The organism is Commensalibacter intestini A911, assembly GCF_000231445.1.
GTDB classification, from domain to species: domain Bacteria; phylum Pseudomonadota; class Alphaproteobacteria; order Acetobacterales; family Acetobacteraceae; genus Commensalibacter; species Commensalibacter intestini.
This window is the reverse complement of the sequence record NZ_AGFR01000003.1, coordinates 257,090-275,642: the sequence shown is the minus strand read 5'-3', so window position 1 is coordinate 275,642 and position 18,553 is coordinate 257,090. Positions and strand designations below refer to the sequence as shown.

15 protein-coding genes are annotated in these 18,553 nt (G+C 38.3%); 5 read left to right on the top strand and 10 right to left on the bottom strand.

Annotation, left to right across the window (positions count from 1 at the left end; translation table 11 throughout):
- Positions 1-36: 36 nt before the first annotated feature.
- The 4 genes from CIN_RS01600 to CIN_RS01585 all read right to left on the bottom strand — a co-directional run bounded on the left by CIN_RS01600 (position 37) and on the right by CIN_RS01585 (position 4,971).
- Complete coding sequence (locus CIN_RS01600) at positions 37-618, bottom strand: LutC/YkgG family protein (RefSeq protein WP_008853305.1); 582 nt, start codon at positions 616-618, stop codon at positions 37-39.
- On the bottom strand, positions 611-2,053 hold the full coding sequence (locus tag CIN_RS01595; protein ID WP_008853304.1) for a lactate utilization protein B: 1,443 nt from the start codon (positions 2,051-2,053) through the stop codon (positions 611-613). The genes CIN_RS01600 and CIN_RS01595 overlap by 8 nt, the downstream gene beginning before the upstream one ends.
- The gene (locus CIN_RS01590) at positions 2,050-2,793 is read right to left on the bottom strand and encodes a (Fe-S)-binding protein (protein ID WP_040363674.1); all 744 of its coding nucleotides are present in this window, start codon (positions 2,791-2,793) and stop codon (positions 2,050-2,052) included. The genes CIN_RS01595 and CIN_RS01590 overlap by 4 nt, the downstream gene beginning before the upstream one ends.
- A 108-nt stretch (positions 2,794-2,901) precedes the next feature.
- A complete protein-coding gene (locus tag CIN_RS01585) occupies positions 2,902-4,971 on the bottom strand; it encodes a protein-disulfide reductase DsbD family protein (protein ID WP_008853302.1) in 2,070 nt (689 codons plus the stop codon).
- Between the two features lie 103 nt (positions 4,972-5,074).
- On the opposite strand from CIN_RS01585, the gene hrpB reads away from it, so the two are divergent.
- From hrpB to CIN_RS01565, 4 genes are all read left to right on the top strand, one after another.
- Positions 5,075-7,558 carry an ATP-dependent helicase HrpB gene (gene hrpB / locus CIN_RS01580; protein WP_040363673.1) on the top strand — a complete coding sequence of 828 codons (2,484 nt, stop codon included), beginning with the start codon at positions 5,075-5,077 and terminating at the stop codon, positions 7,556-7,558.
- A gap of 95 nt (positions 7,559-7,653) precedes the next feature.
- Entirely contained in the window at positions 7,654-8,784 is a 1,131-nt protein-coding gene (locus CIN_RS01575; RefSeq protein ID WP_008853300.1) for a S1C family serine protease, read from the top strand.
- Between the two features lie 301 nt (positions 8,785-9,085).
- On the top strand, positions 9,086-10,198 hold the full coding sequence (locus CIN_RS01570; RefSeq protein ID WP_008853299.1) for a transporter: 1,113 nt from the start codon (positions 9,086-9,088) through the stop codon (positions 10,196-10,198).
- Positions 10,199-10,367: 169 nt separating this feature from the next.
- On the top strand, positions 10,368-11,408 hold the full coding sequence (locus CIN_RS01565) for a transporter (RefSeq protein ID WP_008853298.1): 1,041 nt from the start codon (positions 10,368-10,370) through the stop codon (positions 11,406-11,408).
- A 3-nt stretch (positions 11,409-11,411) separates the two neighbouring features.
- Here CIN_RS01565 and CIN_RS01560 read toward each other — a convergent pair whose 3' ends face one another.
- The 6 genes from CIN_RS01560 to CIN_RS01535 form a co-directional block, all read right to left on the bottom strand.
- The gene (locus CIN_RS01560) at positions 11,412-11,804 is read right to left on the bottom strand and encodes a DUF3293 domain-containing protein (protein ID WP_008853297.1); all 393 of its coding nucleotides are present in this window, start codon (positions 11,802-11,804) and stop codon (positions 11,412-11,414) included.
- Between the two features lie 5 nt (positions 11,805-11,809).
- Positions 11,810-12,964, bottom strand: a complete 1,155-nt coding sequence (gene rodA, locus CIN_RS01555) for a rod shape-determining protein RodA (RefSeq protein WP_008853296.1) — start codon at positions 12,962-12,964, stop codon at positions 11,810-11,812.
- A gap of 41 nt (positions 12,965-13,005) precedes the next feature.
- Complete coding sequence (gene mrdA / locus CIN_RS01550; protein WP_008853295.1) at positions 13,006-14,976, bottom strand: penicillin-binding protein 2; 1,971 nt, start codon at positions 14,974-14,976, stop codon at positions 13,006-13,008.
- A gap of 14 nt (positions 14,977-14,990) precedes the next feature.
- Complete coding sequence (gene mreD / locus CIN_RS01545; protein WP_139016913.1) at positions 14,991-15,569, bottom strand: rod shape-determining protein MreD; 579 nt, start codon at positions 15,567-15,569, stop codon at positions 14,991-14,993.
- The gene (mreC, locus tag CIN_RS01540; RefSeq protein WP_008853293.1) at positions 15,569-16,480 is read right to left on the bottom strand and encodes a rod shape-determining protein MreC; all 912 of its coding nucleotides are present in this window, start codon (positions 16,478-16,480) and stop codon (positions 15,569-15,571) included. The genes mreD and mreC overlap by 1 nt, the downstream gene beginning before the upstream one ends.
- A gap of 109 nt (positions 16,481-16,589) precedes the next feature.
- Complete coding sequence (locus CIN_RS01535; RefSeq protein ID WP_040363672.1) at positions 16,590-17,633, bottom strand: rod shape-determining protein; 1,044 nt, start codon at positions 17,631-17,633, stop codon at positions 16,590-16,592.
- 572 nt (positions 17,634-18,205) lie between these two features.
- On the opposite strand from CIN_RS01535, the gene CIN_RS01530 reads away from it, so the two are divergent.
- Positions 18,206-18,481: a hypothetical protein gene (locus tag CIN_RS01530; RefSeq protein WP_008853291.1), complete on the top strand. Its 276-nt coding sequence runs from the start codon at positions 18,206-18,208 to the stop codon at positions 18,479-18,481.
- Positions 18,482-18,553 lie beyond the last annotated feature (72 nt).

The window sequence follows — 18,553 nt, the reverse complement described above, 5'->3', positions numbered from 1 at the left end:
ACGCACTTTTTTAATACCACAACGCTAGAACAATTTTTATTCAATTAATAAAATTGATAAAGAACGCACGCCTTGCGCCCCACGAATAAGCACGCCTTCAATATCTGCTGTCGCTGAAGGGCCACTATGCAATGCTGCATAATGAACTTGTTTCCATTCAGAACGAGCATAAGCATCATGCAAATTCTCAACAATCTGCTTCGGGTCAAGCAAAACAATTAAATGTTGAGGTAAATATCCTAGTGTATTCACCAAAAAATCACGCTCGCTTAGGCAAATCGATCCTGTTTCAGCCACACCAAAACTCGCACGTAACACTCCATAATCCACATCATGCAGACTATTCGGAACCGTTTCAGCGTTAAGTTCTCTATTCCCTTTAATCTCTGGAACAACAGAGCAAGTAATTTTGCTTTCTGCCAGTTTTAACTTTACAAATTCATAAGGATCATCTTGTCCTCTTTCTAAAATTTGTCCGCCCATTAATAGCAAAGATTTTTTAAATTCCTCGATTAAATCTTTTGAATCTTGATGAAAAAAAGGAACTGTTGGTAGTGCGGAACACTCTTTTTTACAGGATTGACGAATTTTATTTAATACGAGATCACGACTACTCATCGCCTTTTCCTTTGTTTATATAATTTTTTGCATACCAACTATGAAATGTTTCTTTGGGAGTCTTTGGTAAATCACGCTGACGCCCCCATGCATTGAATTGATTATAAACAATAAAATGAGGCAAATAAGATAAAACCTTATCTCCAGTCTGCACTGCTGTTCGATAAGCTTTGGGATGTGCAAATAATTTCCCTAATGAAGTCATTAATATCCGTTTTGATAAAGATAACTCTTTTTCATCTGCCAGCGTCTCACGCCACGCAAAAATTTGCTCATGCAAATTAATTTTCACAGGACATACATTCGTGCAGCTGCCATTCAAAGAAGAAGCAAAAGGCAAATTACGATATTTATGGGCATTATATCCAGGACTTAGAATTAGCCCAATTGGCCCAGCATAAGTACTCCCATAGCTTAATCCACCGCTTCGACGAAAAACAGGACATGTATTCATACAAGCACCACAACGAATACATTTCAAACCTGCTCTAAATTTCTCACTTGCAAGACGTGTAGAGCGACTATTATCCACCAATACCACGTGCATTTCCCCGCCTTTACGAGGCCCACGAAAATAAGAAGTATATTGTGTAATTGGAGACCCCAACGCACTGCGAGACAAAAGACGGATAAAAACGGCCAGATGCTCCATCTTAGGAATGATTTTCTCTATCCCCACCGTCACAATATGTAATGGCGGTGTATTCGCAGAAAGATCTGCATTCCCTTCATTCGTACAAACAACAACAGCACCTGTTTCTGCGACTAAATAATTGCCCCCCGTCATGCCTGCATCAGCATTTAAAATATAAGGACGTGTAGTTTCTCTTTGCGTTTCCGCAAGATAATGAACATCATTATTTCCTTGCTCCGCATGCAAGGTCTTTACAAAAACTTTGGATACATCTGTTCTGGTTTTATGAACGGCAGGTACAACAACATGACTAGGATCTTCATTATCTAATTGTTGAATACGTTCCCCTAAGTCCGTTTCAATAACGGTAACCCCAGACTTCTCCAAGGATTGACGAAGATGACATTCTTCGCTCAACATCGATTTACTTTTCACCAACGTCTTGGCTTGATGCTGTTTAAGAATATCATTAATAATCTGATTACTTTCTTCAGCATCTTGCGCCCAATGAACATGCACACCATTTGCTGTGGCATTACGTTCAAATTCTTCTAAATAATCGGCTAAATGATCCAGCGTATGTTCTTTAATTTCCGAAGCAAGTTCACGCAATTCTTCCCACTCTGGGATTAAATGCATTTGTGCATCTCGTTTCTTACGCAAATCCCATAGACGTTGATCATGCATTTTCTGATGTGCTTCAGCGGCAATAAAACGATTAGCAGCCTCTAACTGATCAACAGGATGACGCCCTTTGACTTTGGCACCTCTGGGTTGTGGCTCGTTTTGAAGATCACTCATGATAGATCTCCATTCAAGATTTGTGCAATATGCGCATAATGTAAGTTTACCCCCATGCGAGAAGCACACCCTTTTTGATGCATTAAACAAGAGCTATCCGCAGAGATAATATATTCCGCACCGCTTCTTTGTTGATCCATCACTTTATCTTGTCCCATCTTCGCTGAAACACCTTCTTCAAAAACAGAAAAAGTTCCACCAAAACCGCAACATTCATCTGGACGCTCGAGCTCTACAAACTCTATTCCAGAGACTTTTTCTAATAAAGATTTTGGTTTGGAAAAGAACGCCTCTCTACGCTCGGACATACTGGCATGTCGTAATCCACGCAAAGCATTACAGTTATAATGGATGGCTACTTTATGTGGGAAACGTGCCCACGGAAACGCTTCAACTTTTAAAATATCATGAAGAAATTCAACAAGATCATAGGTATTCTTACGCACATGTTGAACTTCATCCGTTTGATCGATCGCATCAAAATGATGGCGGACTTGGTTTGTACAACTACCTGAAGGCATCACGATATAATCAAATTTAGAAAAATTCTTTACAAAAAGCCTTTCTGTATCGGCTGCCTCTTTGTGACAGCCTGTATTCGTCATCGGCTGCCCACAACATGTCTGATCAAATGGATAGGTTACGTTTACATCTAAACGCTCTAATAACTTTAACGTTGCTATTCCTACTTCTGGTTCTAACGCATCCATATAGCACGGGATAAACAATCCGACTTCCATTTCCTAGTCCTCTTGCGATATATTTTATATATTTTGTTTCATGTTTTTTATAGTTAAGCTCCCTACATGTAATACCTTTTTCTTAAAAAACACCAGTCACATTGTCTGTTATTTAGATAAATAATCGATAACAATTTGTGGCGTCAAAATTTGAGGTAAAACTTTCTCTTTTCCATCAGCAGCATAATAAATATATAAAGGCACTCCTTCTCGTCCATGAGCTTTTAAAAAATTACCAATCGATTGATCATATTGTGTCCAATCCCCAACCATATAGGTAATATGATGCTCTTTAAATGCTTTTTGCACTTTTGCAGAAGACAAAGCGACCTTGTCATTCACCATGCAGGTCAAGCACCAAGATGCCGTCATATTCACAAAAACAGGTTTATGTTCTTTTCGTAATTGTTCCAATTTTTGTGCAGAAAAAGGAACAGCATCTTCCTTTACTTGTGCAATAGCCTGAGAAGATTGGTCATGAACAAATAGATAAAAACTACTCCCTAGCAAAATAATCGTTGCTAAGATAAACCCACTCATTATAACGCGGAAGAAACGATAAGTTCCTTGCATATAAAGCTGCTGGATAAGCCCTACAGCCCAAGCAATGAACCCTAGTCCTATAAACCCAGTCAACAATACCAGAAAACTCATAGATTGTTGATGTTGATAAACAACCCAAGCTAACCATAAACAGCTTAACAATAATGGAAATGCCAAAAACTGTTTTAAAATATCCATCCATAATCCTGGACGTGGCAAAATTCTTGCAAAAGAAGGCACACAGGCAAACAAGACATAAGGAAGTGCCAACCCTAATCCCATTCCAACGAAGATCAAGATACTCATCCATAGTGGTGCATTTAACGCTCCTGCAATTGCAATCCCCATAAATGGTGCTGTGCAAGGTGTTGCCACTAAAACCGCTAATAATCCTGTAAAAAAGTCCGAAGAATAACCAGAAGATGAACGTGTAGAGGCTGTGCTACTTAAAGAAAATTGAACGTTAAACACACCTAAGAAATTCAAAGCAATGACAAATAATAACCAACATAACAGCACTACAAATCCCACCGATTGGAATTGGAAACCCCATCCTAATTGAGATCCCATCCAACGCAATCCTACAAAGGCAAGTGCCATTAAAATAAAGCAACATAAAATTCCTACTGTATAAGCGATACTGCTTTTATACCGCACATGAATATGTTCTTGCCCTATACGGCTAAGAGACAAGAGTTTCATTGCAATGACAGGAAATACACAAGGCATTAAATTTAATAAGATCCCTCCTAAAAAAGCACTGCCTATCAAAAGTAATAATCCTGTTTGGGCTGGCGTTGATAATGGTGCAATCGAAGGTTGGACATAGAGATGCTGAATATGCTTTTGAGCATCTTGTAACACTAAAATACCGCTAATCGGTTTCTCTAAGTCTTTTTTGTCTGCCAAAGGAAGTGTTAATGTCAATAATCCATGTTTTACAGAAAGGGTTTGGGGAGCAACCTGATCAATAACCCCACTTTTTTCTGGCATAAACCATGCATCTGCAATTTTTGTCGGATCAATTGCATCATTCTTTGCCCATAATATTCCTTTAGGCGTCATATGCGTATCCCACAGACTTTTTTGAGGTTTTTGTGATAAAGCTTGTTGGATTAAAGGGGCTTCTTTAGAAGATGTAGCCTGACCTTTTGGAAGTTCTAAAGCAAACTCCCCTTCTTCTGGAATACAAACATCCGCACAAACTAACCATCTAGCTTTTACTTTTAAAGTTAAATCTTTATCATGATTACCTTCAGGCATAGTAACTTTGAACGGTAAAACCACATCCCCTTTATAGATATAAGACATCAACCCATTTTCAGTTAATCTCTCTGGAGACGGCCATTCGATCTTTCCTTCTTGAGCTTTACTATCTCCGTTCACTTTCACAGACACAGACGCTGGTTCGCCCGCATCTCCTGGATTAATCCAATAGGTATGCCATTTCGGATCTAACTTTATCCTAAGACCCAACGTGAGCTCTTTGCCCCCATCATAAGTATCACTCTCAGACAAAATAGTCGTTTGATCATGTTTACTGATTACTGCATCTGTTTCTTTGGCAAGAACAGAATAAGGGCTCAGCGTTATCAATCCAATAACCCCAAGAAAAAACAACAACCAAGCGCGCAATGAAACTATCCTTTGATAAATAATATTTTGTCTTTTATATAAGAAGATAAAGATCAATCAGCTATAGACTTTCTATTCATTCCCTTTATCTGCATGAATTCTTATGTATAGTATACCAAATATTTCTCTACCTATCCAACCCACACTTCCTGAACTGTATGAATATTTAAATCACCAACCAAATGTAATCTTGGTTGCACCTCCAGGAACTGGGAAAACAAGCCTTGTTCCTTTGGCTTTACTGGATGCTCCTTGGAAACAGGAAAAGAAATTGATTATGTTAGAGCCTCGCCGTATTGCGACGCGTGCAGCAGCACGACAAATGGCACATTTACTTAACGAAGAAATTGGACAAAAGATCGGTTATCGAACCCGTATGGATAAAGCCATCAGCTCGAATACTGAAATAGAAGTCGTTACCCAAGGATTATTTTTAAGACAATTACTGAATAATCCGTTCTTAGACGATATTGCTGGCATTATTTTTGATGAAATTCATGAACGTTCTTTAGATGCTGATTTATGTTTAGGTCTATGTCGTAACTTACAACAAAATTTACGTCCCGACTTACGTCTTATTGCAATGTCTGCAACACCGTCTCTGAAAAATTTACAAGATATTCTGCAATGCGATACTATCGAAAGTAAAACAAATTATTATCCTGTTACTACCCATCACCGTAAAAGAGATTTAACACATATTAGAGATCTTCCATCTGTAATGGCTGCACAAATTACAGAGGCTTACAAAGAAGAAAAAGGGAATATTCTTGCCTTTTTACCTGGCGCAGCAGAAATCCAGAGAACGATTGGGTTACTCTCTTTACCTAATGCAGAGATCCTCCCTCTTTATGGCGACCTCCCCGCAACAGAGCAAGATAAAGCCTTACGACCCGTTACCACACAAACGCCTAGACGTATTGTATTAGCAACCTCTATTGCCGAAACTTCTCTTACTGTTCCTGGAGTTCGTATCGTCATTGATGGTGGTTATCGCAGAATGCCACAATTAAATGCAGATACAGGACTAACACGACTACAGACCCAGCGTATTTCAAGAGCGGCAGCAACACAACGGGCGGGACGAGCAGGACGCGAAAGCGAAGGTGTCGTCTATAAATTATGGACACAAGCCACAGAACGAAGCTTGCCAATGCATGATCGTCCAGAAATCTTAGAAGCTGAACTGAGTGGTTTTTTATTAATTTGTCAAACATGGTCAGACATTATGGGTACAAAAATTTCTGATATTCCATTTCCTGACAAGCCCTCCCTTGGCATCATCGAGGCTGCTAAAGAACTCTTAATTCTCTTAGGGTGCTTAGACTATCAAGGGCATATTACTCCTTTTGGTCAAAAAGTAGCACAATTTGGTTCTCATCCTCGATTGGCCAGCATGATGTTAAGTGCACAATCAAACGAGGAAAAAGCACTTGCTGCGGATATTGCAGCGTTATTAGAAGAACGTGATCCTTTGCGTCACGAAGAGCCAGCCTCTGTTGATATTCAGTCTCGTTTAGGATGGATGCGACTGCAACCAACATCAAAGAATGATCAAGGATTGTGGCATCGAATTCGTAAAATTAGCCAAGATTATCGCAACCGATTACGTATTTCTGCTACTCAACCGCCAGCACTTAATCCCTCATTACTTATTTGCGCAGCGTTTCCAGATCGGATTGCCCAAAGACGTAGTGAAATTGGATCTTTTCGACTGGCTGGAGGTGGAGCAGCACACTTATCCCCTCAAGATTCTTTTGCCAAAGAAAGCCTCCTTGCAGTTGCCAGCGTGCATGTACATAAACGAACAAATATTTGCTTGGCTTTCCCTGTTAAATTACAGGCATTATCCAATTTTATCGAACAAAGATCAGAAATAGAGCAAGAAACAACATTAGATCCCATCAGTGGCAAAGTTGTTCTTCGTGAACGCCTAAAATTTGGCAGATTAACTCTACAAGATCGTAATGTTCCTGCCTCTAGCACAGAAGCAGTTCCTGTATTGCTGAATTACGTTTGCAATAATTTATCCCAAACACTCGATTGGAATGAACAAACTAAACAATTACAAGCCAGATATCATCTCGCACAATCGGACTTTGCGTTTGATCCATTACCAGACTTATCAAAAGAATCTTTGATTAAAACCTGTGACGAATGGCTCTTGCCTTGGATGAATGGGCTCACCAACTTGGAAGAAGTCAAACAACTAAATGTAACAGAAATGCTAGAAGCATATTTGGGATATCAAACTTGTCAGACACTTAATAAGCTTTTACCGAAATCAATATTATTAAATAATCATAAAATTTATATTGATTACACGCAATCTGTACCTGTAATCTCTGCACCAGCAAAGTTTTTTTATGGTATAAATAATACTCCAAGCATTGCAAAAGAAAAAATTACACTGCAATGTTGTTTGTTATCGCCTGCCAATCGTCCTCAGGCGATTACAAGTGATCTACAACGCTTCTGGAGCGAAGGATGGAAAGATATGAGGAAAGATATGAAAGGACGTTATCCAAAACACCATTGGCCAGAAAACCCTGGAATTCTTTCTTCTACTACAGAGCGTAAATCCTAATGAAAATGTTTAAAATTCCTTCATTTCCTCATTCTCATATGGTGTATAAAGCAGCCCTTTTTGTAGGCGTATCAACCATTCTAATTTCCTTACATATGCAGTCTGCAGCCTCACAAGAAAAAAAGTCCAATTCGGAAAATATTGTAAAACAGGATGCTGCTCCTGCTCCTGCTCCTGCTCCTGCTCCTGAAAAGATTGTTCCTTCTGACGAACTCGCAAAGACTTCACCTTTGTTAGTTGAATATGGCCCGTTAACTTTTTCTCCTTTAGTAAAAAAAGTTGTTCCTGCAGTGGTGAATATTGCTGTTTCACAGAATGTACCTGTTAAACGTAATAAGAAAATTATTATTCCTCCTTCAGTCAAAGGAACACCTCTAGAAAAAGAATTCCGTCAAAGACAACATCAGCAACAACAAAAAATTACCGAAGCTGGCTCTGGATTTATTGTTGACCCTAGTGGAATTATTGTAACCAATACACATGTTATCGGAGATTCTGATGACATTACCGTCTCTTTACAAGACGGAACACAGTTTCCCGCGACAGTTATTGGTAGCGATTCTCTAACAGATATCGCTGTTATTAAGATTAATGCCAAACATCCTTTACCCTATGTGAAATGGGGAGACAGCAAAAGAGTTGAAGTTGGAGATTGGATTTTAGCAACAGGTAATCCATTTGGCTTGGGATCTTCTGTGACTGCTGGGATCGTTTCCGCTCGAGGCAGAGACATTGGCTCTGGCCCTTTTGATGATTTCTTACAACTCGATGCACCAATGAACCCTGGGAATTCTGGTGGCCCTTCTTTTAATCTTGCTGGACAAGTCGTCGCTCTTAATACAGCCATTGTTTCCCCAACAGGAAGTTCTGTAGGAATCGGATTTGGAATACCATCAGAAATTGTTGCACCTATTGTTACTCAACTTTGTAAAACAGGCTTTATCGACCGTGGATGGCTTGGAGTGACCTTAGGCAATGATGATCGAAGTAACGGCGTTCGTATTATTGATATTGATAAAAAAGGTCCAGCTTATAACGCTAAAATAAAAGTCGGAGATCGAATTGAAATGATCAACTCCCAACATGTGGACACAATTCGTACTTTTATGAAAACAATTGCAATAGCTCATCCTGGATCAACTGTCGAATTACAGGTTAAACGTAATAAACATGAACTTAAAATCATAGCTACGGTTGGGCATCGCCCAAAAGATGCAGATAATTAATATGAATTAATCAGATCATTTTCCATACAAAATTATCTTAAATTTATTTAACGTAAAATTTTAGTTTATTATTAATGATTATTATTATTTACACATTAAAAATACATAGAAAATGTGCTATATTTGCACAAATCATAAAGTATATATTGTGTCGTCTATGCACATCTATAAAAGTAAATGAATCTAAAGTGTTTTTTCCATATAGTATTTTTTTATAATTTTCATTACTGAGTAGTATACTACATTAACGATTTTCTATCGTTTCAACCTTTATTTTTTCCCCATTTTTGGAGACAGGCTGATGCGTTTTTTATTTAAAGATCCTTCATTTAAGCTATCCAGTTACACTCAAAAATTTACAATTTCTTTTTTATCAATGGGTTTTTTATGCGCATTAGCCCCAAATAGCTATTCAAAAGCAACACAACCGATCCCACCTGCAACAAACTCTGCAACAGATAACAGCAGTGCTAACGTAACACAAAGCACCTCATCTACAACGGCACCACCAGCAGATACAGCAGTTAGTATTCTAGATATCCAACGTTATACAGGATCATTACTCTCCCCTTCTGGAGCCGTAACAGAAGCTGGCGCGTTAATGATTGAGCCTTACTTTCAATCAACCATTAGCCGTGGTGCTTACCAAGCAAATGGTAGTGTTAAAAACAATAAACACAGAACCGATTCTGCAAACACCTTTATATTGTTTAAATACGGTATTACCAACAATCTAAGCGTTCAAATAACGCCGCAAGTTTACTATTATTGGAATGGTCGAACCACCTCTAGTACTGTTCATTTTTCTGATTTGCCTGTTGAATTACAATATCGCTGGATCGACCAAAATAACAAAAAATATATCCCTAGCTTAACAACCTATTTAGGGATGAACTTCCCTACAGGTGATTATACAAACCTAGGCAGAGCTCTAGATTCTGCTGGTACTGGTTCCTATGCTTTACGCTTTGGATTACAATCTCAAGCAGCTTATGACATTGATAATCATGCTTTACGTGTTCGTTTATGGGGTGTTGCTAGAAAACCTTTAACATCTGCAAACATTAAAGGGATTAGCAGCTATGGCACAGATGGTGACTATAGAGGAAATGCAAAATCTGGATTATTCGGAAACTGGGGATTCTCTCTTGAATATGGAATTACCGATGAATGGGTTCTTGCTTTTGACTACCAATATGACTGGGGAAAAGGCACTCGTATGAGAGGTGCATATGGTGGCGGTCAATTCGAAAGATATGTAACTGGTGCATACCATGATATTCAAATCGCACCTGCTATTGAATATAACTGGAGCCCTCTCTTTGGGGTGATCGTTGGGGCTGCTGTCACTGTGGACGGTCATAATACCAATGACTTTGTTCAACCTCAATTTGCTATCAACATGGTATTCTAATATTTAATCATTATCGTTCAGAGAGCTTCTATTAAACGGCCTTCTGAACGATAAGATCTATAAAAATTAAATTATCAAAACATAATATACGTTCTTTTTCATACCGTATTTTTTATCTATCCATTACCTCGTTAAGCTCCCCCTAAACTTTCTGGATAAGGAATCAGAGATGAAAAACTACCTTTTTCAAAAATCCTGTCAATTTTTATCGGCTAGCTTCTTAACATTACTGTTATATTCAACAGTCACTTATGCAAATGCACAAACCGCGACTTCATCTCAACAAACATCTGATGTTATTGCTCCATCTCAACAAAAAACTAATGTTTTAGATGACCAACGCTATACAGGATCATTACTCTCTCCATCAGGAGCAATGAGTCTGGCAGGTTTACTCGCGATTGAACCTTATGCACAAATGACCATCAGTCGTGGCGCTTATCAATCAGATGGAAATGTAAAAAATAATAAACATAGAACAGATAACTTTATTAATTTTACCTTAATAAAATATGCGGTTACTGACCATTTTTCCGTTCAAAGCACTCCTCAAATTCGCTATGCTTGGAATGGGCATACGACCTCTAGCAGTCTACATTTTGCTGATCTTCCTGTGGAGTTACAATACCGATGGATTGATCAAGACAATGCATCTTATAGACCCAGCCTCACCACCATCTTAGGAATGACTTTTCCAACTGGAAATTACTCTAATCTAGGTCGCGCTCTTGATGGTGCTGGCAATGGAACCTATGCACTACGTTTTGGATTACAATCTCAAGCCGCTTATAATGTTTTTAACCATGCTTTACGTGTGCGCGTTTGGGGCGTTGGTAGACAACCTTTAAATTCTGTTAATATTAAAAATATCAGTAATTATGGCACAAGCTTAGGATATAAAGGGAATGCAAGGCCTGGATTGTTTGGAAATACAGGTTTTTCTTTAGAATATGGTTTTACCAAAGAATGGCTTTTATCTTTTGATTTTGTGTACGATTGGGCAAAAGGCACGCGCATGAAAGGCACGGATAAAAACGCTGTTTACAACCGACGTGTTACAGGAGCTTCTCATGATATTCAACTTGCTCCTGCTGTTGAATATAACTGGAGTCCAAAAATTGGTATTATCGTTGGAACGGCACTAACCGTTAATGGTCACAATAGCAATGATTTTGTTCAACCTCAATTTGCAGTGATGCTGTTATTCTAAAAATTACGCTAAAAACACAAGTTTAGACTTTCTTTGATGCCGTATCAACACAATAGCATTTTGACGAAATTTTCTTGCTAAATAAATTGCTTTTCTTGGATCAATATTCACCATTAAAAGAGGTTCTGAAACCTCTTTTAATGATCCTTGACCATAGACATATTCATACTTAGACAAACATTGCTCAAGGCGCTCCATCATCTTTATATTCCAGCCTAACGGCCTCAAACGCCCTCCTGGATTATAAGCACTTAATAATACAAAAGTTGTTTGATGTAACTTCTCAGAAATCCCTTTAGGATATTGATTAATTTTTGTAGAAACACTCCCTGCCTGATACACACTTTCTTTATAAGCAGCATTTATTTTTGCCGTTGGAGACAAAATACCAGTCATATTATCTACTCCTCTTTGGCTTTTTCCATTCCAAAAGTAGAATCTTTATGAACTTGCACCGACAACAACAATCCAAATCCAAACATCACGGTTAGCATTGCAGAACCACCATAAGAAACCATCGGTAAAGGTACCCCCCCCACAGGAATAGCCCCCATTACCATTGACAAATTAACCGCACAATAAAAGAAAAAATTCATCGTTAGCCCTAAAGCTAATAAGCGACCGAACTGATTTTTAGAACGAATAGCAAAAATCATTCCACCTAAAATCAAAAGGAATAATAAACCAATAATACACGCTCCACCAACAAAGCCCCATTCTTCCGATAACATTGTAAAAATAAAATCTGTTTGTTTTTCAGGAAGAAAATTTAGCTGGCCTTGAGTTCCATGTAAGAAACCCTGCCCCCACATTCCACCAGAACCTAAGGCAATTTTAGACTGAATAATGTTATAACCAGCCCCTAAAGGATCACTTTCTGGATGTAAAAACGTAGTAATTCTCGCCTTTTGATAATCATGTAAATGACTATAAATAAATTCAAATGCAAACGGTAATGGAGACACCAATAAAGCGATTAGCCATATTCTCATTCCTGCTGCGAAAAAAATCGAAGCCCCAATACAAGCAATAATCACTGCAGTACCTAAATTTGGCTCTTTCAGTACTAAAACAACAGGCAGTAAAACCAAAAAAGCTGGAATAAGTAATCTCAAAGGATTTCCCATTTGCTTCCAACTAATTTTATGAAACCACGTTGCCAGTAATAGAACTAAGCCTATTTTCATAAGCTCCGAAGGTTGTAAGGCAATTCCTCCAATAATAATCCAACGTTCTGCACCTTTCCCTACATGTCCCATATGTAAAACTGCCAGTAATAGAGCAATACCAAGACCATATAAAGGCCACGCAAGCTTTGCAAGAAATCTTAATGGCGTTACTGCGACTGAGATCATAATTACAAATCCCATTGCAAACCGCATCATTTGTGGACGAGCATAAGGGTAATCAGCACCACCAGCCGCTGAATATAAAGCAAGATATCCAACGCCTGCGAGTAAGCAAATTAAGGCAACATATAACCAATTAATACGCCATAATTTTCCTAAGATTTTTAAATTAGGCTCTGCTCTTAGCAAACGTTTCTCAAAAACCATTTATTTTACTCTTTAGTTAAGAATATATAAGGCATACTCACTTACTGCGTATCTGGAGAACTCTGAGGCTCTTTAGGCTCTTGGGGCTCTGATTTATCAGATTGATCTTGATTATCAGATTTGCCTTGTTCGCCAACCCGCTTTTCTTTATTCGCAGGATCTCTGCGTAACGTCTTAAGCATAATATCTCTAGCCAACGGTGCAGCTACTGATGCCGCGGCATTCCCATGCTCTACAATCACTGAAATGGCATATTGTGGATTGTCATAAGGTGCAAAACAAATAAATAACGCATGAGGACGATATTTCCACGGTAAATTCGCAGAGTTAAAATGACCACTTTCACGCAGAGCTCTTGAAACCCTTTTAACTTGTGCTGTCCCTGTTTTTCCAGCCAATAGCATTCCATTATAATTGATCTTAGCTTTAGCCCCAGAGCCTCTAGGTTCATTCACAACCGCATACATCCCAGAGCGAACCATTTTTAAAAAATCAGGATTAATATCAATAGGCTGCCAAAAATTAGGATTAGCTTGAGGAGTAATTTGACTATCTCTTGCCCTTACCAAATGAGGATCAACGATTTTTCCAGTCGCCATCCGCGCTGTATATGTCGCAAGCTGTAACGGAGAAACATGCACAAAGCCTTGTCCAATTCCACTAACAATCGTATCCCCGATATTCCAATGATGCCCATGCTTCTGTCGCCATTCAGGTGTTGGAATTAGCCCTGCTTTCACATGAGTCAACTCAATCGGCAGAGCAACTCCTAACCCAAGTTTTTGACAAGTTTTATGAATTGCATCCATACCTGTACGACGTGCAACCTCGTAAAAGTACACATCACAAGAAAACTTTATCGCCTCATGAAGATTTAACGAACCATGTCCATATTTATTCCAACAATGAAAACGCGTCCCACCATAATCATAATATCCTGGACAATTAATGCGATCATTTGGTGTAATCGTTTTTACCTCTAGTGCAGCCAAAGCAACAGCAGGTTTAAATGTGGAACCTGGTGGGTATAGTCCAGCAACTGCTTTATCCATCAAAGGATTGCGCTCATCATTCATCCATGCTTTCCACTGCGCGTGACTAACCCCACTATCAAATAAAGATGGGTCAAACGATGGATTACTCACCATCGCCATGACTTCACCATTTTGACAGTTTAATACAACCGCACTGGCAGATTCTTCACCAATTAAACTTCTAATCTCATCTTGTAGTTGAGAATCTATCGTTAACTGAATATCTTGCCCTTGGACACTTTCCTTGCGTCCTAAGGTCGTAATAATACGCCCAACAGAATCAACTTCTACTTCAACATCACCCGCCGTTCCTCGTAAAACATCATCTTGGGTTTTTTCTATCCCAGCACGTCCAACTCTTATTCCTGGCAAAGCAAGGATCGGATTTGCAGCCACATCTTTTTCATTTGGTGGTGCAACATATCCCACGACATGCGCCAATAAAGGGCCTGTTGGATAAACACGCTTTGTCCCTGTATCAATAATCACACCTGGCAATGTAGGGGAGTTTACCTCAATCATTGCCATTTCATCCCAAGACAAAAAATCCTTTAACATAATTGGAATAAAACGTCTTTGATGATCAACAGACCATTGAATACGTGCATAATCATGCTCATCTAATGCAATTAATTGACTAAAACGCTCAATCACATCAGATAAATCACTTGTTTCTTCTGGAATTAATAAAGCTCGCCAATTAATCTTGTTATTAGCAACAACATCACCATAACGATCATGAATACTTCCTCTTGGAGGAGCCAGCAATCGTTTACTTATCAAATTGTTTTTAGCCATTTTGATATATTTATCACCTTCTGTAATCTGCAATTTATACAGACGGCTGGCTAATAAAGATAAAATTCCCGTTTGCGTCGCAATCAACAATAATGCTCGACGTGAAAAAACACGCCGTGAAGAACTAGCATCTTGCTGTACTTGCTTATTCGCAGAAAAGGATCTTTTCTTTTTTTTCATTTCAACTGCAAAACTTACACTTTTCCAGGATTAGCAATGGTTCGATGCGCCCAAGCAAAAACAATGGATAATAAAGGATAAATCCCAACTGCAAAAATAATTTCAAATAAAAATGAAGTATAAGGCATTATTTTCAAACTGAATACAGAGCTTAAAATCCATTGCAACATAAATACTCCCACAGCGATCACAGCAAAAATTAACCAAACTAATATAAAGTTATACTTAGCCAATCGAAAGCGTTGCGTAACACCTATTCCATAAGTAATCAGTAAGATAAAAATTACTACGCCTGGCGTCGAAAAATTTAATAAATCAGTTAAAAAACCTAGAAAAAATACACCCACCGCAGGCATAGATTTAGGTCTATAAATGGACCAGAAATAAACAGAGGCGACAACAATCGCTGGCAATAACTCGTTTCTACCTGGAATATCAAAAGGCGTTGATAAAAATAATACCACAAAAATCGTAAAAGCCATGGGCACCAAAGAGCGCACAACCATATCTATATGTTGAAATTTGCTAAAAGCTGGCCTTATTCCTGGCGTTTTACGATCATTAAAATGATTCGTATTATCTTTTTTTATCATTACTCATCACGCCCCAGCAATGTTGGGCTTGCCACGGGTCCTTGTCTATTTTTTTTAGTTGAAGGAATGACTCTACCTGGAGCACCGGGGGCAATCACTTCATTTTTTCCATAATTAAAGATTCTGACAATTCTAAGGTGATCTAAAGGCAAATATGGCACAACTACTGGCTGTCCTGGTTTTAAATAATGAACATAACCAATTGGAATCCCTGCTGGCAAAACATCCCCTTGCCCATCCGTTACTACTTTTTCACCCTCAATAGGATGCTTATCCTCTGGATAAAAAATTAATCTTGGATATAAGCTATTATCTCCTGCCATAATAGCCTGAGCTTTAGAATTAGATAATCTTACTGGAATACGACTAGAATCATCATTAATTAAAAGTATTCTTGCAGAACGTTCTCCAACCTCAGTCACTCTACCGACTAAACCAAACCCATCTAAAGCAACTTGACCTGGTTTAACAGAATGATCCTCTCCCAAAACAACTAAAATCGCTTTATGATATACACCACTCACATCTGCGACAACACGTGCAGTAACAAAAGATAAAGCTCTGTCTGGTATCCAGTGAAGTTGATTTTTTAATAAGGTATTCTCATCAACAAGCCCCATCGCAACGTGATACCAACGGCGAAGCTGTAAGTTTTGTTCTTTTAATGCTTTATTTTCAGCAGAAATATTTTGAATATCTTTAATCGTATTGACAAAACCATAAACGATATTAAAGGGTTCTTCTATCAGCGCATAGCCTGGAGCTAAAAAATCTGTCACTTTAAGACGTAATGTTTCAATAAACTTTGGCTGCGCTTGGCCAAGCAACATGATTAAACAAGCGACAACAAACAAAAATGGTAACACCAATTTTGCTAATCCTTGTTTAATATGAATAGATAAAGGAATCATGATCGGTAACAAAAAATGACAATTGTTTATAGCTCATACATTAATAGTGTGTGTTTAACCAACACACACTATTCAACAAATACAAATATTTTAAATGAACATCATAACTCTAGTACATTGATGTTAAAATATTTCTAAGACGCTTCATCTCTTCTAATGCTCGCCCTGTACCAAGGGCTACACAGTCCAAAGGATTTTCAGCAACAATCACTGGCAATCCTGTTGCTTGACGTAAAACATCATCAAGACGTGCTAACAAACTACCACCGCCTGTTAACATAATCCCCTTATCAACAATATCCGCTGCTAATTCTGGAGGTGTGTTTTCCAATGCAATAGAAACACCTTCAACAATTTGTGCAATCGGCTCTGCCAAGCTATCAGCGATTTGCTCTTGAGATACAAGCACTTCTCTGGGCACCCCATTCATCAAATCACGCCCTTTAACTTCACGCCAAGGACCACCATCAGCAGAAGGTGACGCAATCGCAGCACCAAGTTCCATTTTGATTTTTTCAGCAGAACTTTCACCAATAAGCAGATTATGATGACGACGAATATAAGCAATAATTGCTTCGTCCATTCTATCACCACCAACGCGAACTGAACGAGAGTACACAATACCACCCAATGAAATTACCGCAACCTCGGTTGTTCCACCACCAATATCAACAATCATACTGCCTGAAGGTTCCGTTACGGGCAATCCTGCACCAATTGCTGCTGCCATTGGTTCTTCAATCAATTGAACTCTACGTGCACCCGCACCTTCTGCGCTTTCTTGAATAGCACGACGTTCCACTGCTGTAGCCCCTGAAGGAACACAGATGACGATTTGTGGGCTGGCAAACATACGACGATTATGCACTTTATGAATAAAATGCTTAATCATTTCCTCTGCAACTTCAAAGTCAGCAATCACCCCATCACGCATGGGGCGAATAGCCGTAATATTGCCAGGAGTACGTCCCACCATATTTTTGGCTTCTTCACCAACCGCCAACACTTGCTTTTTTCCACGAACCTCAGCAATTGCAACCACTGATGGCTCATTTAAAACTATTCCTCGACCTTTGACATACACCAATGTATTGGCAGTCCCAAGATCAATTGCCATGTCTGCAGACATAAAACCGAACAGACGAGAAAACATCCACCACTCCCGACAGCAAAACTTTAATATGCTTTTAATCAAACTTTAATTAATTTCTATAACAATCATTTCTGAAATAGAAACACACAGCCCTTAAATTACAAAGCTCTCTTTTGGAATTACCCATTTGCAGCGCTTGGGGCAAGCCTTATCTCATAAAAACTAAAGAAATTTTTTATTTTTTTTATATTTGGAGAACAAACATAACACAACATCAACACTGTTGCAAAAAAACAATACAAAAAAGGTATAATTTCTTTTATATATAAAATTTTAAAAATATTTTTGACTATATCAAAATTTTATTAATTAAATTTTAAACGTACGAATCGTTACTAAATATGCTAGCTTAATTAGAAATAATAATATTACTATTTTATTCTTCATTATTTTTTTAACATATATATGATTTTAAATAATTTTATATTGTTTTTTAACATAGATTAAAGTCTCACACTTTATCTAATCAATAAATTAATCAAGAAATAGACTGCCAAAAATAAACCATTTTGTTATATTAGTTTTATAAAATAGGTTGTCCTTTAAACACCAAACTTTAAGAAAGAATACAAATGCAAAAGATATTAAGATCTACTTATGCTGGCTTAGCTCTTGTTGTCCTATCAACATCTTTTTTAACTGCATGTGATAATGGATATAGCATGGGTGGCCGTGCAGGTACAGGTGCACTGATTGGTGGCGGCACAGGGGCTGCGATTGGCGTTCTTGCTGGTGGTGGTACTGGTGCTGCGATTGGCGCTCTTGCTGGTGGCGCTTTAGGCGCTGGTGTTGGTGCCGCAACAACGCCAAACAAACCTAAACAAGGTAATTATAACCAAGGCTACTAAATTCTACTTTAATTAAAATTAATACAACTTATTATGCAATATAACCTGATATATCGTTTATATTAAAAATAT